Source organism: Desulfosarcina variabilis str. Montpellier (assembly GCF_048565275.1).
GTDB classification, from domain to species: Bacteria; Desulfobacterota; Desulfobacteria; order Desulfobacterales; family Desulfosarcinaceae; genus Desulfosarcina; species Desulfosarcina variabilis.
Map to the genome: position 1 here is coordinate 9,025,074 of NZ_CP159846.1, position 20,402 is coordinate 9,045,475.

24 protein-coding genes are annotated in these 20,402 nt (G+C 53.2%); 15 read left to right on the forward strand and 9 right to left on the reverse strand.

Annotated features, from left to right (window positions below; genetic code table 11):
* Nucleotides 1-72: 72 nt before the first annotated feature.
* Entirely contained in the window at nt 73-966 is an 894-nt protein-coding gene (locus Dvar_RS40515) for a LysR family transcriptional regulator ArgP (RefSeq protein WP_419659146.1), read from the reverse strand.
* A 185-nt stretch (nt 967-1,151) separates the two neighbouring features.
* Here Dvar_RS40515 and Dvar_RS40520 point away from each other — a divergent pair, with 185 nt between their 5' ends.
* The 4 genes from Dvar_RS40520 to Dvar_RS40535 all read left to right on the forward strand — a co-directional run bounded on the left by Dvar_RS40520 (nt 1,152) and on the right by Dvar_RS40535 (nt 3,767).
* Complete coding sequence (locus Dvar_RS40520; protein WP_419659147.1) at nt 1,152-1,757, forward strand: LysE/ArgO family amino acid transporter; 606 nt, start codon at nt 1,152-1,154, stop codon at nt 1,755-1,757.
* A 69-nt stretch (nt 1,758-1,826) separates the two neighbouring features.
* The gene (locus Dvar_RS40525; protein ID WP_419659148.1) at nt 1,827-2,129 is read left to right on the forward strand and encodes a hypothetical protein; all 303 of its coding nucleotides are present in this window, start codon (nt 1,827-1,829) and stop codon (nt 2,127-2,129) included.
* Between the two features lie 24 nt (nt 2,130-2,153).
* Nucleotides 2,154-2,366, forward strand: coding sequence for a DVU_1557 family redox protein (locus Dvar_RS40530; protein WP_419659149.1), 213 nt, complete (start codon nt 2,154-2,156; stop codon nt 2,364-2,366).
* An 87-nt stretch (nt 2,367-2,453) separates the two neighbouring features.
* Complete coding sequence (locus tag Dvar_RS40535; protein ID WP_419659150.1) at nt 2,454-3,767, forward strand: DVU_1553 family AMP-dependent CoA ligase; 1,314 nt, start codon at nt 2,454-2,456, stop codon at nt 3,765-3,767.
* A 146-nt stretch (nt 3,768-3,913) separates the two neighbouring features.
* On the opposite strand, the gene Dvar_RS40540 is transcribed toward Dvar_RS40535, so the two are convergent.
* The gene (locus Dvar_RS40540; RefSeq protein ID WP_419659151.1) at nt 3,914-4,621 is read right to left on the reverse strand and encodes a galactosyltransferase-related protein; all 708 of its coding nucleotides are present in this window, start codon (nt 4,619-4,621) and stop codon (nt 3,914-3,916) included.
* A gap of 195 nt (nt 4,622-4,816) precedes the next feature.
* Between Dvar_RS40540 and Dvar_RS40545 the strand changes: the two genes are divergently transcribed.
* The 9 genes from Dvar_RS40545 (at nt 4,817) to Dvar_RS40585 (ending at nt 12,390) form a co-directional block, all read left to right on the forward strand.
* Nucleotides 4,817-5,446 (forward strand): acetyltransferase, encoded by a 630-nt coding sequence (locus Dvar_RS40545; protein ID WP_419659152.1) that lies wholly within the window; start codon nt 4,817-4,819, stop codon nt 5,444-5,446.
* 16 nt (nt 5,447-5,462) lie between these two features.
* Entirely contained in the window at nt 5,463-5,927 is a 465-nt protein-coding gene (locus tag Dvar_RS40550; RefSeq protein ID WP_419659153.1) for a phosphonate C-P lyase system protein PhnG, read from the forward strand.
* A gap of 5 nt (nt 5,928-5,932) precedes the next feature.
* Nucleotides 5,933-6,526: a phosphonate C-P lyase system protein PhnH gene (gene phnH, locus Dvar_RS40555; RefSeq protein ID WP_419659154.1), complete on the forward strand. Its 594-nt coding sequence runs from the start codon at nt 5,933-5,935 to the stop codon at nt 6,524-6,526.
* 4 nt (nt 6,527-6,530) lie between these two features.
* A complete protein-coding gene (locus tag Dvar_RS40560) occupies nt 6,531-7,634 on the forward strand; it encodes a carbon-phosphorus lyase complex subunit PhnI (protein ID WP_419659155.1) in 1,104 nt (367 codons plus the stop codon).
* Complete coding sequence (locus tag Dvar_RS40565; protein WP_419659156.1) at nt 7,631-8,560, forward strand: alpha-D-ribose 1-methylphosphonate 5-phosphate C-P-lyase PhnJ; 930 nt, start codon at nt 7,631-7,633, stop codon at nt 8,558-8,560. Before Dvar_RS40560 ends, Dvar_RS40565 begins: the two co-directional genes overlap by 4 nt.
* Nucleotides 8,557-9,420, forward strand: a complete 864-nt coding sequence (locus tag Dvar_RS40570) for an ATP-binding cassette domain-containing protein (RefSeq protein WP_419659157.1) — start codon at nt 8,557-8,559, stop codon at nt 9,418-9,420. The genes Dvar_RS40565 and Dvar_RS40570 overlap by 4 nt, the downstream gene beginning before the upstream one ends.
* Nucleotides 9,421-9,606: 186 nt before the next feature.
* Nucleotides 9,607-10,314 carry a phosphonate C-P lyase system protein PhnL gene (locus Dvar_RS40575; protein ID WP_419659158.1) on the forward strand — a complete coding sequence of 236 codons (708 nt, stop codon included), beginning with the start codon at nt 9,607-9,609 and terminating at the stop codon, nt 10,312-10,314.
* Between the two features lie 2 nt (nt 10,315-10,316).
* Nucleotides 10,317-11,501, forward strand: coding sequence for a phosphonate metabolism protein PhnM (gene phnM, locus Dvar_RS40580; RefSeq protein WP_419659159.1), 1,185 nt, complete (start codon nt 10,317-10,319; stop codon nt 11,499-11,501).
* A 31-nt stretch (nt 11,502-11,532) separates the two neighbouring features.
* Nucleotides 11,533-12,390: an inositol monophosphatase family protein gene (locus Dvar_RS40585; RefSeq protein ID WP_419659160.1), complete on the forward strand. Its 858-nt coding sequence runs from the start codon at nt 11,533-11,535 to the stop codon at nt 12,388-12,390.
* A 5-nt stretch (nt 12,391-12,395) separates the two neighbouring features.
* Here Dvar_RS40585 and phnE read toward each other — a convergent pair whose 3' ends face one another.
* From phnE to phnC, 3 genes are all read right to left on the reverse strand, one after another.
* Nucleotides 12,396-13,193 (reverse strand): phosphonate ABC transporter, permease protein PhnE, encoded by a 798-nt coding sequence (phnE, locus tag Dvar_RS40590; RefSeq protein ID WP_419659161.1) that lies wholly within the window; start codon nt 13,191-13,193, stop codon nt 12,396-12,398.
* Nucleotides 13,194-13,288: 95 nt separating this feature from the next.
* Entirely contained in the window at nt 13,289-14,302 is a 1,014-nt protein-coding gene (gene phnD, locus Dvar_RS40595; RefSeq protein WP_419659162.1) for a phosphonate ABC transporter substrate-binding protein, read from the reverse strand.
* 77 nt (nt 14,303-14,379) lie between these two features.
* Complete coding sequence (phnC, locus tag Dvar_RS40600; RefSeq protein WP_419659163.1) at nt 14,380-15,234, reverse strand: phosphonate ABC transporter ATP-binding protein; 855 nt, start codon at nt 15,232-15,234, stop codon at nt 14,380-14,382.
* 161 nt (nt 15,235-15,395) lie between these two features.
* On the opposite strand from phnC, the gene Dvar_RS40605 reads away from it, so the two are divergent.
* Nucleotides 15,396-16,136, forward strand: a complete 741-nt coding sequence (locus Dvar_RS40605) for a DnaJ domain-containing protein (protein WP_419659164.1) — start codon at nt 15,396-15,398, stop codon at nt 16,134-16,136.
* A 23-nt stretch (nt 16,137-16,159) separates the two neighbouring features.
* Here Dvar_RS40605 and Dvar_RS40610 read toward each other — a convergent pair whose 3' ends face one another.
* Nucleotides 16,160-16,777, reverse strand: coding sequence for a DUF2239 family protein (locus Dvar_RS40610; RefSeq protein WP_419659165.1), 618 nt, complete (start codon nt 16,775-16,777; stop codon nt 16,160-16,162).
* 91 nt (nt 16,778-16,868) lie between these two features.
* Between Dvar_RS40610 and Dvar_RS40615 the strand changes: the two genes are divergently transcribed.
* Nucleotides 16,869-17,060 (forward strand): hypothetical protein, encoded by a 192-nt coding sequence (locus tag Dvar_RS40615; protein WP_419659166.1) that lies wholly within the window; start codon nt 16,869-16,871, stop codon nt 17,058-17,060.
* 106 nt (nt 17,061-17,166) lie between these two features.
* Here Dvar_RS40615 and Dvar_RS40620 read toward each other — a convergent pair whose 3' ends face one another.
* The 3 genes from Dvar_RS40620 to Dvar_RS40630 all read right to left on the reverse strand — a co-directional run bounded on the left by Dvar_RS40620 (nt 17,167) and on the right by Dvar_RS40630 (nt 20,284).
* Entirely contained in the window at nt 17,167-17,472 is a 306-nt protein-coding gene (locus tag Dvar_RS40620; RefSeq protein WP_419659167.1) for a hypothetical protein, read from the reverse strand.
* Between the two features lie 987 nt (nt 17,473-18,459).
* Entirely contained in the window at nt 18,460-18,600 is a 141-nt protein-coding gene (locus Dvar_RS40625; RefSeq protein ID WP_419659168.1) for a YwbE family protein, read from the reverse strand.
* Nucleotides 18,551-20,284, reverse strand: coding sequence for a DEAD/DEAH box helicase (locus Dvar_RS40630; RefSeq protein WP_419659169.1), 1,734 nt, complete (start codon nt 20,282-20,284; stop codon nt 18,551-18,553). Before Dvar_RS40630 ends, Dvar_RS40625 begins: the two co-directional genes overlap by 50 nt.
* Nucleotides 20,285-20,402: the final 118 nt, after the last annotated feature.

Below are 20,402 nucleotides of genomic sequence, written 5' to 3' on the forward strand. Positions count from 1 at the left end.
GGCGTTTGTCGAAAAAGGAGAGGCTGATTTATAATCGGTATTTTCAAAAAATGGCACAGCCAAGCGATTCAATTATGCCGATGCGAGCATTTGTTCTCCCCCATCCACAAGCGCCCGGGTAAGGGCATCAAGGGATTTTGTGGCCACCTGCCAGCAGTGCCAGTAAAGAGCCACGTCCACCATTGCGCCCGGCCGTAGATCGATCAACAGGCCTTGCCGTGCAAGGGGCAGGGCCTGCAGTTCCGGTAACAGCCCGTAGGCCAGACCGGCCGTGATCCAATCGACAAATTTCTCCGACGAGGGCAGGTAATGGCGGGGAAACCGATCTGTGCGGATCTTGAATTCATCTTCCAGAAACCGGTGCAGCAAACGGTCCTTGCGGTTGTAGATCAGCGCCGGCGCTTCATCCACAGCAGCAGCCGTGATCCCTTTCGGAAAATGTCGCCGGGCAAAGTCCGGCGTTGCATAAAGCCGATAGGCCATTCGTCCTAAAGGTGTCATCCGGCATCCCTGCACCGGTGTGGGCCGCGTGCTGATGCATCCGGCAACATCACCATCACGCAGCATTCGATGTGTCTCATCCTGATCATCCATCCGGACGTCCAGAACTATCGGTAGCCCTTGCAGACAGGGGGCAACGGCTGTCATGAACCAGGTGGCCAGACTGTCGGCATTGATTCCGATGGCCAGGGACCGATACCCTGCAGATCCGACGAAGTCCGCCGCTTCGGCCAGTTCCGCCTCCAGCTGCGCCACTTGATGGTAATGTTTGACCAGACGTTTACCGACCGCGGTTGGCCGTGGGGGTGTAGTCCGGGCCAGCAGAATCTGGCCGATCTGGTCTTCCAATAGGCGCACCCGCTGGGAAACAGCACTCTGGGTGAGATTCAAGGCTGTCGCGGCCCGGTCGAACCCGCCTGACTGAATCACCATGGCCAGGGCCTGAAGAAGTTTGTAATCCAGCATAGGCAAATTGAAAATTCCGTCTAAGGCCCAATGAAAGTTACTGAGATTAAGGCTATATTAGCAAAATTAATATTATATAAAAACTATTAATTTTACTTTATCTATCGATTTGCCTAACCTGTCCCCAGGCAATAACGACGACAAAAGGCAAATCAATGATAGGACCCTTTTTACAAGGAGCTGGCGTGGGTGCAGGCCTGATCATCGCCATCGGGGCGCAGAACGCGTTTGTTCTCTCCCAGGGGGTACGCCGGAATTACCCGCTGCTGATTGCCCTGATCTGCTGGTGGTGCGACTGTGTGCTGATCCTGGCCGGAATGGCCGGGATGGGCAAAGCCGTGGCAACGCACCCGCAATGGATGCGACTGGCAGCCTGGGGTGGGGCGGCGTTTCTGCTGGTCTACGGATTCCGTTCATTGCAAGCCGCCTTTGCCGGTGGACGCCTTGAGACCGGCGGTACGCCGGCGGTCACCGCTCGCTCGGCCGTTCTCACCACACTGGCCGTCACCCTGCTCAATCCCCATGTCTACCTGGATACCGTGGTGCTGCTGGGCAGTCTCTCCGGCCAATTTCCAGGGACCGGCCGCTATGCCTTTGCCACTGGCGCCATCATGGCGTCATTTGTGTGGTTTTTGTCCTTGAGCCTGGGTGCCCGCATCCTGGCACCGCTTTTCAGGCACCCCGCAGCCTGGCGTGTGTTGGACAGCCTGGTATGTCTGACTATGTGGAGCATCGCCGCTTCGCTGGTATTTCAAAATTGGTTTCTTGACAAAATTCAAATGGCATCCTAATAATCGGTATCACTTTGTGGTACAATGCAATTTGCGGTTCATGCCTTTTGGCAACACGAGGGATATTCCATGGATGACCACCGACAAATGCACCTTTTCATTGCCCCTGAGGTCAACGCCGTCCTGGAAAAACGCCGACTGGGAAAAGAAGACATTCAAAAAACCCTTTTCGAGGCCGAAAAGACCGGCAAAAAGTTTGTTCACCCGGACAACGCCCATTTCCTGGCGGGGATGCGCCAGGGCGCTGTATCGGTCTGGGTGGAATACAGCCCCCGGGAAGATGGTTTTGAAATCCACAGCGCTTACCAGTACCGCCTTACGCTTTCGGCCTGGGATCTGAAAAAAGGCCAAACCCGGTCCGACCCGATTTAAAAACAATGATAGTGAGGCCAACCAATGCCTGTAGACCATATCAAACCTGAAGACCTTGTCTGGAAATGCTTCCGTTGTGATCAACAACTGGTGGTCGATTCCGTTCTCGCAGATTACCTGGGAATCAATATTACCACCCAACTGCCCCAGTGCCCGTCCTGCCACATGATTCTCGTATCCGAGGAACTGGCTGTCGGAAAGATTGCCGAGGTAGAAAAACTGCTCGAGAACAAATAGCTAAAGAGATTAACCAAGGGAATCGAGAACCATGGATGATACCCTTATCCAAATGCTTCGTTCCACATCCAAAGGATGTTACCGGTCATGACACCGATCGCTCCCACGCGCCTGGAAAACTGGCTCAAAAGCTGTCTGGGCCATCCCCATCTTTCTGTTGAGACGCTCAATGCCTTCCAGCTGGATCAGCTCAACCAGACCTTGGCCCACGCAAAGAAAAACAGCCCGTTTTACCGTGAGCGGTTGAGCAGCCTCCCGGATCAGCCGCTGACCGATCTCTCCCAAATCGCCCAGCTGCCGATGATCTGCGCCGACGATCTGCGCGAGCACCACCTGGACATGCTTTGCGTGTCCCACAGCCAGGTCTCGCGAGTGGTTACCATGCAGACCTCCGGCACCACCGCATCGCCCAAACGCCTATATTTCAGCGAAAACGATCTGGAACGGAACATCGATTTCTTCCATCACGGCCTGACCTTACTGATGGATCCCGGCCACCGTATTTTAATCATGCTGCCCAGCACCACACCGGACAGCGTGGCCGATCAATTGAAACAAGCCGCCAGCCGTATTCCGGCCACAGGATACATTCACTGGCCAGTTCTGGATTTAGAGGAGATTCTCGACTTTATCGAAAAGGAAAAGATCAACTGCCTGCTTGGCGTACCGGCCCAGATTTTTGCGCTTTGCCGGCATGCCCAATACTCCGGGCGGTTGACGCCCACCCCGCTGAAAAGTATTTTGCTGACCACCGATTACGTACCCCAGGTCGTTGTTGACGACATCCGAAGTGCGTGGGGATGCGAGGTGTTCGAGCATTACGGAATGTCTGAAATGGGCTTGGGCGGTGCACTGGAATGCGGTGCCCACCAGGGCTATCATCTGCGGGAAGCCGATCTGCTGATCGAAGTCATTGATCCCGACAGTGGCGCCTTGCTGCCACCCGGCAACTACGGTGAGGTGGTATTCACCACCCTCACCCGCCAGGCCATGCCCCTGATTCGCTACCGCACCGGCGATCGGGCGGCCTGGCTGGAAGGCCCTTGCCCCTGCGGCTCGTTCATGCGTCGCTTGGGCAAAGTGCGCGGCCGCATCGCGGATCTATCCTCCAGTCAACTGTCCTTTTCCATGCCGCAGTTGGATGAAACGATTCTGGCCCTTCCAGGCGTCTATTCCTTTCAGGCTGCCGTAGCATCAGAGGCAGAAACCGAATGTCTGAACATAACGCTGTTCTGCCCGAAGCAGCATGCGTCGCAATTGAAAAAAGACGTTGACATGGCAGTCAACGCATTGCTGGCAAGCCTTACGGCAAACGCACCGGTAGTCCGAGTCAATGCCCGGCCGCCAGAGGCACTGCGCTGGGACAGTACCGGCATGATCAAACGAACCATCGGTTCGTAGATCTTTCCCAATAGGGTCAAAGCCCCCCATGTTGCAAAGGCCGGAGACATTTTATAGTTGATGACGATAACAATTGGCGATTTTTTCTTAATCTTTTTCCTTCGCCCTAAGCCCACCGGAAGGCGATGGCCGGTGCCCGTATGCGGTCATCGATATTTATCGGGTTTGTCGATCCAATCTGATTTCTTGCGGATCAGTTCAATATTTTCCAGTGTCTGGATTTGCCGTGGATGCCATAAATGAATAATTGAACCGTCCTCAATTCTTTTATATTTCGCGCCCTTGGCAAGAAATCGGGCATGTCTTTCATCGTCTTCGCCACCATATGTGGCAAAGTCCTCATCGGTTCCGCCCCATTCAATGTATTTGTCTCTTCTGACCATAAATATGCCACCTGTACACGGTCTTCCAAAACTATCTCTTATTGCACAAGAATGGTTCTTGAAACATGTAGCGACGCCTTCCAGCGTCCCATCCCACGATTCCGGCAGATCACAGCAATGCGTAAAGGGATGCCCATAGTTGATTTTTCCCTTGTTCATCAGACGGTACAATTCTTTAATTTCAGTGGCACCGGCAAGAATGTCGTTATCAATGACCAAAACCATATCCGTTGTTGCTTCACGAACGCCGGCATTGATCACGGGTGCCTGCACGTGGGGCAGCGGTAAGGTAAAATAAAACACGGCATAGTCATCACAAGGAAAAACGGTTTGCTTTTCGTGGCTGACTTCTACCACAAGTTTCTGTACATCAGGAAAATAACGGATGTAGTATTGAAGTGTAACATCAAGATTTCGGGCACGATATTCATCCCCTTTTCGATGAGGGAAAATCATGGTCAAATTTTTCATGGCGCAACCCATTTAACCTGGAACCTTCCATTTCTGGCAATTTTGCAACGATAGAGTTTACCCTTCCACTTAATTAACCATACACGCTTTAATCAATTTAGGGAACAATCCAAATTCTAACCCAATGCTAATATGACCCTAACCATCGTTGGTGATAGTACGCACTCATCATGAATCACCGGGAAGTATGGAATCATGGGTTTTCAAGCGGAAATATTGATGCAAAGCAAGGCGGCACCGCGTATTCATCCATCGGCGCTTGTCACCGCATCCACGATCGGCAGCTACACGGACATCGGGGCCAATTGGACGCTGCTGGAGTCCACGTTGGGGGACTACAGTTATCTGGCCGGAACCGACGGGGTTGTCGCCTACACTGAAATCGGCAAATTCTGCTCAATTGCTTCCCATGTCGCTATCAACCCGGGCAATCACCCGATGCACCGGGTGATGCAGCATCATTGCACCTATCGCCGACGCCGATATGGATTTTCACCCACTGATGACGAAGAATTTTTCCAGTGGCGGCGGGAAAACAATTGCTGCATTGATCACGATGTGTGGATTGGTACAGGTGCCAAGGTGATGGCCGGCGTTCATATCAAGACCGGTGCCGTGGTTGCCGCCGGCGCGGTGGTGACAAAGGATGTGGACCCGTACCAAGTGGTGGCGGGTGTGCCCGCTCGTTTCCTGCGCACACGCTTTGACGCGGATACGGTAGCCATACTGCTGCGCATTGCCTGGTGGGAGTGGGATCGGCGCACCCTGGAACAACGCTTCAACCATTTTAGAGACCTGGCATCGTTTATAGAACGTTACGCTTAAAAAGCGGGGCCATCATTTGCGAAAGACATCTATAAAAACACGCCTGCTTGAGGTGATTTCGAAGGCTGAAATTGACCAAATCGAATCCTTGCTGGACGATCTGTGGGCCTCCGGCCGATTTACCGTCCAACAGCCGCCTGGAACCGGGCTGGTCATGTCGCTGGCCTGCGATCCCTTCGATGTACGCTTTTGTTTTGGGGAAATACTGGTCAGTCAGGCACAGGTATGTTGTGACGATCAGCCCGGCTGTGGGGTGCTATGCGGTGACGATCCCCAGCGGGTGCTATTACTGGCCGCGGTTGAGGCCGCCGAATTACGCGGTGCAACAGATCTGCTCGAGGGGGTTGAGGTGGTAATCGACCCCCTCGAGCAGGCAAAGAGCGAGCACCAGACACGCCTGTCAAAAGTGGCCGCAGCCACTAGCGTTCAATTTTCCTCCATGACAAAAGAGACCGTGGATTTCGGTTCTCTTGGAGAATAAGGCCAATGACAACAACTTGGGATGATGCGGATAAAAAGAATCAGCAAACCTATCGTCACTTGCTCGAATCCATGAGTCGACCGGGACGAGTGGTTAAAATTCATCTCCCGGAGGAAGGCAACGGATATGCGGCGGCCCTGGCCATCGGCCGATGCCTCCTGGACCAGGAGGTGAGCATGGGCGCTGCCGGTAGCAACGCCATTAAACGCATCCAGGATATGCTGGTTGAAAAAACCCGGGTGCGTGTGGATGGGTATGAAACGGCAGACTACCTGTTTGTCGATGATCAAGGCATCGATAAAGGCATTGCCGTGGCCAAGCGCGGCCGCATTGATGCACCGGAAACCGCGGCCACGCTGATTTGTTTTCTCTCTGACAATCCGGCCTGTGAGACAGACCGACTGCGCGTGCGTCTGACCGGCCCGGGCATTGGTTCGCCGCTGGGCATCATGCCGGAGATGCCGGGTATTGGGCTGGCCACATTCAAGGCCCTGGCGGAGGCCAACGCGGATTATCCATTGGGCGTGGACGCCTTTTTTGTGCGCGCCACCGGCGATCTGATGGCCCTGCCCCGTTCCACGAGAATTTCAGTGAGGTAAACAGATGGGCTATGTGGCCGTAAAAGGCGGTGCTGCCGCCATCGGCAATGCCGAACAATTTTGTCTGATTCGCCGCGCCGGTGGCTGTTCCAATCTGCTGGAGATAGAGCAGATCCGCGAGCAGCTCCACCTGGCGGTGGATCGGGTCATGGGCGAAGGCTCGATTTATGCCCCGGATCTGGCCGCCCTGGCCATTAAACAGGCGGCTGGCGACACATTTGAAGCCGCCTTTATCCTGCGTGCCTATCGCACCACCCTGCCCCGTTTCGGCTATACCGCCCCCATGGCCACGGACCGCATTCGCCTGATCCGGCGGATCTCGGCGGCGTTCAAAGATATTCCGGGCGGCCAGGTTCTGGGTCCGACACCGGATTACACCCTGCGCCTTCTTGATTTCGATCTCAAAGACGAGTCCCCGGAGCGCACCCATCGGCAGATCTCGCGTTTGTTCACTGATACCAAACCCCTTGAACCGCTTCCGGAAAATTTTCCCAAGGTTGTGGAAATGCTGCGCCGGGAAGGATTATTGGTGTCTTCGCCTACCGGTACCCGGGAGGACGCCTTGCCTGTGGACGTCACCCGTCAGGCCCTCTCTTTCCCGGCGCCGCGCAGCGCCCAGCTGCAGACCCTGGCCCGCGGTGAAACAGGCGGCATGCTCGCCCTGGCCTACTCGAACATGCGCGGTTATGGGTCTGTGCACCCGGTGATCGGAGAACTGCGGGTCGGATATCTGCCAGTGCCCTACCCCAACCCGGTAACCGGAGAGGTTGAGAATATCGGTGAGATCCTGGTCACCGAGGCGGAAGTAATCTCACGCATAGAAGGTGGCGAGGGGCCAGCCGTTTTCAGTCTTGGGTACGGGCTCTGCTTTGGCCACAACGAAACCAAGGCCATTGCCATGGCGGTTCTGGACCGGGCCATCTCCACCCAAACACCCACGGCACCCTCCGAGAATCAGGAGTTTGTCCTCACCCATGTGGACGGCATCGAATCCATGGGGTTCTGCAACCACTACAAACTCCCCCACTATGTCACATTTCAGTCTGAACTGGACCGCCTGCGCAAAATTCAGGAAGAACAATTCGCTCAAAAGGAGCCCCATAGATGAAGCCGAATCCACTGGCGCAAACGCCGATGCAATCGCCTGATTGGCGCGATGGTCTGAAGCATAGATCCGGCCATTATTCCTATGCTTTTCTCGATGAAGGCGCCAAACGGGAAATCCGGCGCAAAATGCTCAAAGCGGTTGCCCTGCCGGGTTGTCAGGTGTCCTTCGGATCCAGGGAAATGCCCATCGCCAGGGGATGGGGAACCGGCGGACTGCAGCTCACCCTGGCGCTGATCGGTGACGATGATGTGCTCAAGGTCATTGATCAGGGATCTGACGACAGCGTGAATGCGGTCAACATCAAACAGTTCGTTCAGCAGGTCACCGGTGTGCGCTTGACCACAGACACCACCGCCGCCACCCTGATTCAGACCCGGCATCGCATTCCCGAAGAAACGCTTGCGCCTCACCAGCTGCTGATATTTCAGGTACCCATTCCCGAACCGCTGCGCCTGGTCGAACCCAGCGAGCAGAAGACCCGCCGGATGCACGCCGAAGCGGATTACAGCCGCATGTGGCTGTACCTTTACGAGGATATCGTCAAGTTCAACGAAATCACCATCGGTGCCCGCTACCCGGTGATGGTCAATCATCGCTACCTCATGGACCCCAGCCCCATTCCGCGCTGGGATGTGCCCAGGCTCAATCAAAACGACGCGCTGCTTCTCTTTTGCGCGGGACGGGAAAAACGGATCTACGCCATTCCGCCCCATACGGATGTCCGTCCACTCGAATTCGATGATTTTGCCTTTCGGGTAGAGGCCTTTCACGGGCGTCGATGCGATCGCTGCGGGTCGGTGGGAACCTTTCTGGATGAAGTCATTGACGATGAAAGTGGGCAGCGCATCTACACCTGCTCGGACACGTCCTTCTGCGACAAGCACAAAGCCGCCAATCCCAACCCCCAGTCGGAGAACAAACCGTGAAGCCGATCCTCCGGGTTGAGTACTTGACCAAGCGCTACGGGCCGGGTTGCCCATATTGTTTTTCCCTTACCGGAGCAGACCGGCAGACCAACCAGTGCCCACGGTGCCAGTCGGTCCTGGCCTGCCGTGATGTCACGTTCGATCTTTATCCCAACGAAGTGCTGGGAATCGTCGGCGAAAGCGGCTCGGGGAAGAGCACCGTGGTGCGGTTGCTGCACTTTGACTTTGAACCCACTGACGGCCGGTTCCATCTCGATTTGAACGGGAACGATCCAGCCGCAGGCGCACTGGGCATTGATCCGGATCAAAATCTCTTCTCGCTCAGTGCATTCAAACAGCGCCGGATTCGTAACGAACGCATGGGCATTGTCTACCAGAACCCTCGCATGGGGTTGTATCTCAAGGTCAGCGCAGGCGGCAACATTGCCGAGCGCCTGTTGATGGGCGGCTGGCGCCATGTGGGCCGGATGCAGCAGCGGGCCTCGCATCTTTTGGAGCAAACCGAAGTGCCCGCCCGGCGCATGAACGAACCGCCGGTCAACTTTTCCGGCGGCATGCAGCAACGGGTGCAGATCGCCAAAGCGCTGTCCACCCGGCCGGCCGTCCTGTTCCTGGACGAGGTCACCACCGGTCTGGATGTGTCGGTACAGGCCAGGGTGCTGGACCTGATCCGCTCGCTGCAACAAGCGCTGGGGATTGCCACCATCGTCGTGTCCCATGACCTGGGCGTCATCCGTTTACTCACCTCGCGAACAATTGTGATGCGCCATGGCTGCATTGTCGAATCGGGATTGTCGGATCAGATTCTTGAGGACCCCCAGCATCCGTATACACAGCTTCTGGTGAATTCGGTGCTTTAGCGCCTGTTTGATAAATCCGTCTAAGGCCCGCTAACGGCGTTGGAAAGCGTCTCAAAATGCTCACATATTACATATATGCTCCGCTTTCGAGCCACTTTCCGCCTTGTTATCGGACCTGATCCAGACTTCTCAAAAAAAGGCGCTCAGAATTGTGGCAATAACAATTGAAAAAAATGCACATCAATTATGGAAACATATCCCAAACCTCTGCTGGCCGTCGAGAATCTGGAAAAACGATTTATTTCGCATGTGCTCGGCGGCAAAGCCATCATCGGCTTTCGTAAAATCTCTTTTACGGTGCCCCACGGCACAGCATTGGGGCTGGCCGGTCCCAGCGGGTATGGAAAGAGTTCGGTGCTCAAATGCATCTATCGCACATACGGTGCCAGCTCAGGGCAGATTCTTTATGACTCGAAGGCCTTTGGTCCGGTCCAGTTGACCGACCTGCCGGAAAATCAGGTCCTGGCGCTGCGCCGCGATGAAATCGGCTATGTGACCCAGTTTCTCTCCGTGCTGCCCCGCGTATCCACAAGGGACGTGGTGGCCGAACCCCTGGTCAATGCCGGCATGTCCAAAGCCGACGCGCGGGAACGATCCGGTGCGCTTCTCCAGCGGCTGCGCATCGACCAGAAACTCCACGACGCCTATCCGGCTACGTTCAGCGGTGGTGAGAAACAGCGGGTCAACCTGGCCCGGGCGATTATCCATCCACCGCGGCTGCTGCTGCTCGATGAACCGACCGCATCCCTGGACGTCGAGGCCCTTTCTATCGTGCTTCAACTGCTGTCGGAACTGAAAAACCGTGGTACCACCATGATTGCCATCTTCCATGACAAGTCGATCATGGATCGCCTGATGGACACGACCTTTACCATGCCTGAAAAGGAAACGTAATCATGCGCACAGAAACACTCACCCCGCCCGATATGATTATCCGCAACGTCCGCGTGGTCACGCCGGATGCGGTTCTGCCCAGTACCGCCGTCGTGGTGTCGCAGGGCATCATCTGCGATATTGCCACGTCGCCCGTATCGATTCACGGCACGATTGACATCGAAGGAGAGAACAACCTTTTACTGCCGGGCTTCATCGACATTCACAGTGATGTGATCGAAAACGCGATTCAGCCGCGCCCGGGCGGACAATTTCCCATCGATATCGCTCTGCATGAGCTGGACAAACAACTGGTTGCCTGCGGGGTGGCCACGATCTTTCATTGTCTGTGTTTTCTGGATAATGATGAAAAGCCGGCCTTTCGCAACGCCGAAATGACCGACTTTCTGGTTCACCATCTGCATCGTCAGCGAGCCGATTTCCGTGCGCGAACCCACGTACACGCCCGCTACGAGATCTCCAACACCGAAGGATTCGTGCATGTCGAAAGGCTGATCAATGAACGCCTGATTCACTTTTTCTCGCTGATGGATCACACCCCGGGGCAAGGTCAATTCTCCGATTTACACCACTTCAGGGCTTACTATGCCAAAGCACGCGGTCTGTCGGCGGAGCATGTGGATCGGTTGATCGAGCAACGCCTGGAGGCCAGTGGCCGTATCGACTGGGAAGGCATCGCGCATCTGACCCGCATATGTCAGGAGAACAATATTCAGGTTGCCAGCCACGATGACGACAGCCCTGACAAAGTGGCTGCGGTCAGCCGGCTGGGGGCGACGATTTCCGAATTCCCGGTCAACCTGGAAGCCGCCCAGGCCGCCCGCCGGCATGGTATGTTTATCTCGCTGGGCTCACCCAATGTGCTGCGCGGGGCTTCACTGACCGACAACCTGTCCGGACAGGAGGCGATCAAGGCGGAACTGGGAGACATCTTGTGCTCTGACTATGCGCCCATGTCCCTGCTCCACGCAGCCCTGAAGCTCTACCATGAAGACATTTTAAGTCTGCCGCAGGCCATCCGCATGATCAGCCTCAATGCCGCCCGTGCCGCCGGCATCGACAATCTGACCGGCTCCATTGAAATCGGCAAATCCGCCGACATGGTAATGGTTGACGATCGCACGGGTGTTGCCGATGTGCTGCGCACGTTTGTCGAGGGGCGCGAAGTCTATACGGCTGGCCGTTAGCAATTGCCCATCCATACCAATGGGGACTACCATGACACCCGATATCCAAACCGGTTTGGGAAAAAACATTGCACCCGTACACCACGACCGGATCGTGGCCACAGCCGAGCATGCCGCCCGCCTTGCCGGTGAGATCCAGATGAAGGCCTTTCGCCGGGAGTCCAGCGGCGGCAGCGTGCGGCTTTTGCATGACATCAAGCTCGAAACAGACCGCCACTGTGAAGGGGTCATTATTGAAACCATTCGGCAAACGTTTCCAGACCACGCCATTCTCACCGAAGAAAGCGGGGCGCTGCCGGGCAGTGGCGGCTACACCTGGGTCGTCGACCCGCTTGACGGTACGGTCAACTTTTCGCAGGGCATCCCGTTTTTTTGCGTTTCCATCGCCTGTTATCGAAATGGAGCGCATGATAGCGACACATACCTGAAACGGCCGACCCGTTGGGGACAACCCATCGTGGGCGTTGTTTATCTTCCGTCAAACCGTGAGATGTTTGCAGGCATTGCCGGCCACGGTGCGTTTCTGAATGAACGGCCGATCCGGATATCTCAGGTCAACGGCGTCAGCGACGCCGTGGTGTCGATGAGTTTCGGGAAAACGCCGGAGGTCATGCAGATCATGACCCGCCGGCTGAATACACTGCTGCCCCGGATTCGGAAAGCGCGTTGTCTGGGAGCGGCCGCCGCCGAGCTAGCCTATGCGGCTGCCGGCTATCTGGCGGGCGTGTTTTATGAGGGGATCAGGCAGTGGGACTTCGCGGCATCAAAGATTCTGTTAACCGAGGCAGGCGGTTTCTTCGAGGCGGAGGAGATCCATGCGGATCACTGGCGGGTGTGGGCGGGGACACCGGCACTTCAGGCATCGCTGGGTCCGGTGTTGAAGGGGTGAGAACTTTAAATGAATTGTTTGCGCACATAACTGGATCCCACATCCAAAAAACTCACCACAACCACCAGAATCAGCAGCATGGCGGCCGTGGCGCCATAATTAAAGCTGCGGATGGCATCCCACAATAGCATCCCGATCCCGCCGGCCCCAACCATGCCCACAACACTGGCCGAGCGCACGTTGGACTCGAATCGATAGAGAGAGTAAGAAATCCACAAGGGCACGACCTGCGGGATGATGCCGTAGGCGATTTCCTGAACCTTGTTGGCGCCCGTGGCACGGATGCCCTCTACCGGCTGGGGGTCGATGGCCTCCACGGCTTCGGAAAAAAGCTTGGCCAGGGTGCCCAGGGTGTGCATGAACAGAGCCAGCACACCGGCAAAGGGGCCCAGTCCGACGGCGCTGATAAAGAGCATGGCAAAAATCATCTCGTTGATCGAGCGACAGGCATCCATCAACCGCCGGATCGGCTGATAGATCCAGAAAGGCACCACGTTGGTGGCCGACATCAAGCCAAAGGGCACTGCCCCCACAATGGCCAGCAAACTCCCCCAAATGGCAATCTGGATGGTCACAAGCGTATGGTGCAGATATTGACGCCACTCGGTAAAATCCGGCGTCAAAAAGCCGGACAGGTAAGCGGCCATATTTTTACGGTAGATAAAAAGATCCAATGGCCGCATTTCGGCGCCCTGCCAGGCCCACATCAGCATGACGGCAAAGCCCAGACCGATGATCAGTCGCAGTAATTTCTGGCGAATGGGCATTTCCGGAATTTCAGTCAACGGGATAGCAGTTGCCATGGGTCTGTTTTCGTCTCGTTTCGTTTTTAAGGGTGCAGGAAAAAAATAAAACGGGGGCCGATAAACGGATCCGCCCCCGTTGTTGTCTCTGGGGGTTAATTGTATTTGCCGACAAGCTTGCTGTATGTTTGAATTTCCACCAGCTGTTTGTCGATTTCAGCCATCTGCTGGGCCTTTGTATCGGCGGCCACGGCATCGTTATGCTCAATTTTCATTCTGTTTTTCGCATAATTGATTTCCATGATCGGCAGCAGTTGGTGGTTGGAGGAATCCTGGAACGGGGCCCAGCCTGAACTCATGCCCGCAAGGACTTTCAGTTCTTTATCCTTGTTGGCGCCAATGCGGCCATAGGCCAGGAAAAACCCTTTGATTCTGCTTTTCCATTCTTTTGACAGATCTTTGCGCCAGACCATGGGATCACTGGGAATCAGGGGGCTTTTCCAGATAATGCGCACATTCTTGATCAGGTCGGGATGGGCTTTGGAAAATTTATCCCAGTTTTCTGTATTGTTGGTGGCAAAATCCACTTGTTTGTTGGCCACGGCCATCAGGTTGGTTTCATGATTGGCGTTACGCACCAGCTTGAAGTGTTTGACCGGATCGATGCCGTGTTTCCCCCAGACGTAGTAGGTGGGAATCAGATAGCCTGAGGTGCTGTTGGGATCACCGTTGCCGAAAGTCAGCTTTTTGCCATCGCGGATAATATCTTCGATGGTCTTGTAAGGGCTGTCTTTATGGACGACAAGAATCGACCAGTAGCCCGGGTTTCCCGTTACGTCCACGGTCTGTACGAAAACTTCACCGCTTGCCCGGTTAACCGCTTCAATGGCAGATTTGTTGCCAAACCAGGCGATCTGAACCTTATCGAACCGCATGGCCTCGATGACACCGGCGTAATCGGGCGCCATGAACAGCTTTACCGGCACGCCCAGTGCTTTTTCCATGTCGGCGCGAAAGGGTTCGAACCCTTTCATGGCCGTCGACGAGGATTCTGTAGGAATTATCCCGATGGTAAGCGATGTGGGGTTCTTCTCCGCCAGGGCCACGCCGGACATGAAAACCAGAGCCGCCACCAAGCCTGCGATAAACGCACGACACAAGTTGTTCATCTGTTTTCTCCTTTCCAAATAGGGGGATTCATGTATAACAAGTGATAGTAAAGGATTACTGCAAGGGTTGAAGTCGTTCAGGCAACGCCAGCAGCGACGACAGACGAGGGATTGGGCATATCCCATTGCAACGGCGTCGTTCCGTCAATATTGAATTCAGCAACTTTCAGACCATAGATATCACGCAACACAGAAGGGGTCAGCGCATCGCTGGGGCCATCGAAAACAATGCGACCCGCTTTCATGGCGATAGACCGCGGACAATAGGTTAACGCGAATTGAACCTGGTGCAGACTGATAAAGACCGTTACACCATTATTTTGATTGAGGGCTTTCAAAGACGTCATGACCATGCGGGCGGATTCGGGATCCAGTGAAGCAATGGGTTCATCGGCCAGGATTATGCGCGCCCGCTGCTCGATAGCACGTGCAATGGCAGCCCGCTGTTGTTGGCCGCCGGAAAGCGTGCTCGCCCGCTGACTGGCGTACGGCGCCAGCCCGACAGCATTCAGCGCCCGCATGGCGCGTTGTTTTTCTTCCCGGGTAAACCAACCGATCAGGCTGCGCCAGGTATTGATGCGTGGCAACATGCCCGTCATCACGTTGGTTAACAGGGTCAACCGGCCAACCAGATTAAACTGTTGAAAGATGAATCCGATATCGGATCGAATTTGCCGGATATCCGCTGCCACGGCACCGTTTTGCTGCGCCGTGCGCCCGAAAATACGGATGCCCCCCGAATTCCGGTCACCGGAAAGCAGCCCTGAAATGTGACGCAGCAAGGTGGACTTGCCTGATCCGGACGGCCCGATGAGGGCGACCATCTCTCCTTCAAAGATCTGTAAAGTCACATCTTGCAGCGCCTTGTGCTTACCAAAATGTTTATTGATGGATGAAATCTCAATGGATTTCGTTTGCTTTGTACTGCGCATGATCGTATCCTCACGGTCGATGTAGTCTTACGAGGCAGGATGACAAACACTGCTACGCTACCGGCTTATTGTGAGCATTCGATTAGTGTTCTATTATATTTGTGTTCAGGCAATAAAATAGGGATACTCCCTTTTGGTAAATCCTGCTATGGTTGACCTCCATGCAGCCAGACGAACAAAAATTTGTCCCCACTGCAGCGCCCAAACCCATCCGGCGCTGCCTTGCCTGCGGTGATCGACTGCCCCCCCGTCACCGACGATACTGCAGTATGGCCTGCCCGCAGCACCTGTTGGCGTCATTAAACCGCCGCACGGGCCTGTTACAGGCCTTGAGTGCCCGCTATGCCACTTTTTACTTTACCGATTATGTAATCATGATGGATATTCTGCTTTACGGCAGCGAGCAAATCCACAGCTATATACTGCCGCGCTCTTGGCGCAGTAAACCCGTAGAGGACTTTCGAATACTCTCAAATATTCTGGGTAATTTGTGGTGGGACGAAAAGGACCGTACCAAAAAACGCTATCTGGCTTCCCGTCAGGTGTTACAACAGGCCTATAAAAACAAGACCACCGTTGATGCCGTTATGCCTCATAGGCATAAAGTTCCGTCGATCAAAACCAGCAGCCTGATTCAATTGGAACTGGACGCCCACGATCTGACCCAGGCCGATCTGGAACTGAAAATCAAAAGCGCCTATCGGCGACAGGCACTGAAACACCACCCCGATCAGGGCGGCAGTGGGGAAACCTTCTTAAAAATTCAGGACGCCTATGAAAAACTGATCCAGTGGGCCAAGCAGCCGACCTTTATTCACCAGAGTGGGTTTCCGGACAAATGGTTCTATGAAGGCGCCAGAAATCGATGGCTCAAACCCATTGTGCCGCGGAAAAAACCCTGACTTTGTATAAGAGCGCAGGCAAATCATACTGATTCTTGGAATGCAGGCTGTGCAAGCTTTCTGGCATGGTCCCGGATATCCATAGGCCATAAATCCGTCAATCTGTTGAAACGTTCGGAATCGCCGGCAAACAGGGCTCTTGTCGCCTCTTCAAATCCCGGCAAGTTTCCGGCCATGGCAGACATGAACCTGTATGCCACCTCTTGTGAATGCCTCAATTTGTCCTTTCCCCTGTTTATTCGTCTAGCTTCCTCAACGAGCTTACGAAGAGCGACAGAGGCGCCTCCGGGTTGGCGATTAAGCCAGTCCCAATGCCTTGGCAGCAACGTGACTTCACGGGACACAACACCGAGTTTGGGACGACCGCGTTTGCGCTGTAAGTGTTTGCCGGTAGTTGATGATACGTTGGTAGGCTGCTCCCTCGATTTTGATTTTTTCAACCGCTTGAATACATCGTCCATCGTGCCACGAAAATCCACCTCGACAAGCTCACTGGTGTCATCGTTAAAAATGAGTATCGATGCCTGATCATCCTGATCAATGAGGCTTTTCACTTTTCCAGCAACGTTCAAAAGATCTCCTGAAGCGACACAATGGTTGTCTTTGAATGCGGTACAGCTTTTTATTTTTTTTTCGCCCATCTTTCCATTTCTCCCTGTTGAGATTGAGTGGACGATATATACCCGGGTAATATTATGGCGTCAACACAAATATTACCCGGGTAAAAAAAATATGAGTGTCCGGGTTCAAATCAACGCAATCTGTTTTGAAGCTGACTCAGAAAAGGACAATTCAAAACCAAAGAAAAAGGGAAAAAAGATGAGTAAAACAGTTAAATTGGTCGTGGTTTTTATGAACGTCAGAGAAGTCGTGCAGACCAACTGCAAGGGCGAGTACTCAATGCCAGCCTATGAAGGTATTTGAAATCGAATAAACACTTCTATCAATCAATATCATCGATAGCTGGGAGCACTTCATCTCTCCCGGCTATCGGTGATCAGGGCGCCATTTGAGTGTGTCAAATTATAAATCAGTTTCCGATCTTGTTCGCGTCATAGATGGAGATGACGCCTTCACGCCAGCCGTTCATAAAATCCATCGTATTGAAAATCTTAACATCCCGGGTTTCATCGGGATATTGCTTTTCTATGGCGTTGAAAAAAATATTACGCATAGATGCAAAGTAATTGGTATCCTGGTGGGCGCTGCCTCGTTTTAATGTGGCTTCAATTTCCTGCGGGGAGGCAATTTTAATCCATTTTTGGGCGACTTTTCTTCCATTCTCATAGGCAAGTTGTTTTTTTCTTGCGCTTCTGGACAGTTTTTTAATTCTCAATTTTTCGATAGCTACTCCCTTTCTTTATTTGATGTCTTCAGCATTTCAGATAGGTATATCAACTGGTATTTTTCAACCATCAATCTAAACGCCTACCGCATCGATTCAGTCATCTTTTTTCGTTTTCTGCCTTTCTTCTTTTTATTTCTTCACCCTATTTTTTACCGGCACCCAAAGTACATTTAGGGTTCGCGCATAAATAAAATCGCAAATTGTCAGTATTCAGGCGCCTGTTCAGCAAGGCGCGTAGACAAAGGAATATCAGGCATATTCCGTGTTTTTGCAACGCCGATGAGCGGAATGGATGGGCGCTGAAAATGTGAAGTTATTTTTGCGCGAGCCCTTACCCCCTGTTTCCTCCTGTCTTATCAATTGTCGGGGACAACTTGATGGGTCATCACCACTATGACAATGACACTTTAAAATGCTCGAGAGGAAGTAACGAGAAAGAATAAGCTAAAAAATGGCTTTGAACAAAGCACATCCAAACAGTACGAGAGATACTGCTGTTTTGCTTATATTACTACAAATTGGAGGCCGATATATGGTAAAAAAGCACGTTCTTCAGAGAAAACTAATCTGAAGAATATCGTATCGGCAGGACTCGAACAACAACTGATTCTATAACTTATTACGAATTTTGGCAAGCGATTTATTTCGATGCCTGAAATCGCCGTTTGATTGTATGTCGTTCTGAATTTTACTCATTTGTTATTCGGATGTTAAAAAACGTGTTTATCGCAACGGCAGAATCTTGCCTATAGATGTACAAGTCATACATTAATTAATTGACAATTAGGGATAAATGGATGGGCGCTGAAAATGTGAAGTTATTTTTGCGCGAGCCCTTACACCGTGCCCTGTGATGGGGTGGAGGTCGGGAACGCCTCCGACGGATCTATTTTAATCATACCTAATCCTGGAGGCGCTTGTTGAGGTTAAACAGATTCGGGTGGCCGATCTTGAAACGGTGCTGCTGGGTCAGCGTCAAATGATAAGCTTGACGCGTCCCACTTGTCCGTCCATCAGACGCACTTTGATACCATGTGGATGGTGCGGTGACTTGGTCAACAGGTTCTTAACCACGCCGCGGGTCAGCGCACCGGTACGCTGGTCTTTTTTGAGCACGATGTCGACGGTTTGACCGGGATGAATGTTTTTTCGATATTGATTTTCCATAAGATCGCCTGCTTTCTATGGGGGAATTTTCAACCGGTTTTATGCTGACGCTGCGATTTTCCAATTTCGTGTTTTTCAGGCCATGCAGCACTTTGCTGGCGACCTGCTTATCCACATCAAAAAAAGAAAATTCCCGTTTCAGATTGATCTGCCCGATTTTTTTCGACCGAATGCCGGTCTTATCGCATACCCAGCGTACAATCGCACCCTCGTTGATATTGTCCAGGCGGCCAATATTGATGAAAAAGCGCTGAACGTTTTTATCCGCTTTTTCAGGCGACTTCCAGGCACTTTTCTTCGACTTGACCGTACGAACATTCAAATCACTGCTGTCGCGGTAGTCATTCAGGAAGCGATTGAATTCCACCGAAACAAAACGCTGGATCAATTCTTCTTTGCAAAAGTTTCCCAATGCCTTATGCACAAGCGGAAGATAATCTGCGATATCGCTGTGCTTGACCTCAACAGCGGCCATCTTTTTAACGATTGCCAGAAGTTGTTTTTCGCAGATATCACGGCCTTGGGGGATTTCTCCCCTTTTCAATCGCACACCCGCCCGATGTTCTATTTCAGGCAGGCGATGGACTTCACGGGAATTGACCAACATAAGGGAAAATCCCGATTTTCCGGCCCTGGCCGTGCGACCGCTGCGATGGGTATAGCGTTCGGTATCATCCGGAAGATTGTAGTGGATGACATGGGAGATATCTTCCACATCTATGCCCCTGGCAGCCACATCGGTAGCGACCAGAATATGCAAGGTGCGATCTCGGAACCCACGCATGACCCGGTTTCGCTGATCTTGCGACAGGTCACCGTGCAGGGCCTCGGCATTATAGCCCTCCTGGGAAAGTTTTTCCGCTACAGTTCGCGTTTCCGCGCGGGTACGGCAAAAAACGAGCCCATAGATGTCGGGTTCGAAATCGATCAGCCGCTTCAAGGCGATATATCTGTCTTTTTCCTTGACGACATAATAGATGTGCTCGATATTTTCAGCCCCCATGTTGCGTTGCCCCATGGACAATTCAATCGGATCATGCATGTAGGTCTTTGCAATCCGCTCGGCCGCAGCCGGCATGGTGGCTGAAAAAAGCCAGGTCCGGCGGGTGTCGGGTGTCTGCTTAAGGATCTCGTCGATATCCTCCTGAAACCCCATGGTAAACATTTCATCGGCTTCATCCAGCACCACAAATCTGATCTGTGACGTGGGGACAACGCCGCGATGCATCAGGTCGAGCAGCCTGCCGGGGGTGGCCACAATGAGTTGCGCCCCGCGCTTTATCTGGCGGATCTGGTTCGCCATGCCGGCCCCGCCATAAACGGGTACAATTTCCAATGGCTTCAGATAGCATGCCAGACGTTTCAAATCCGCTGTGATCTGGACGCAGAGTTCACGGGTCGGGCAGATCACCACCCCTTGCGCCATGGCCTTTCTGGGATCTATCAACTGCAGTATCGGCAGGCCAAAGGCGGCTGTTTTACCGGTTCCTGTCTGGGCCAGCCCCACCAGGTCGGACCGGCCTTCCAAAAGATCCGGAATGGCGGCTTGTTGTATGGGTGTAGGGGTTGTAAATCCCAACGAATGGACGGCCTTTAAAAGTTTGGGATTTAGCCCCAGCTCATCGAATGTCATTTTTTTTGTCCCTTGAAACAAACAGGACCGTCCGACATACTGCACGGACGGCCCGCAAGTAATTTTAACGCTATATTAAACCAAACATTTTAGTATGGTCTTATTTTTTGAAAAGATC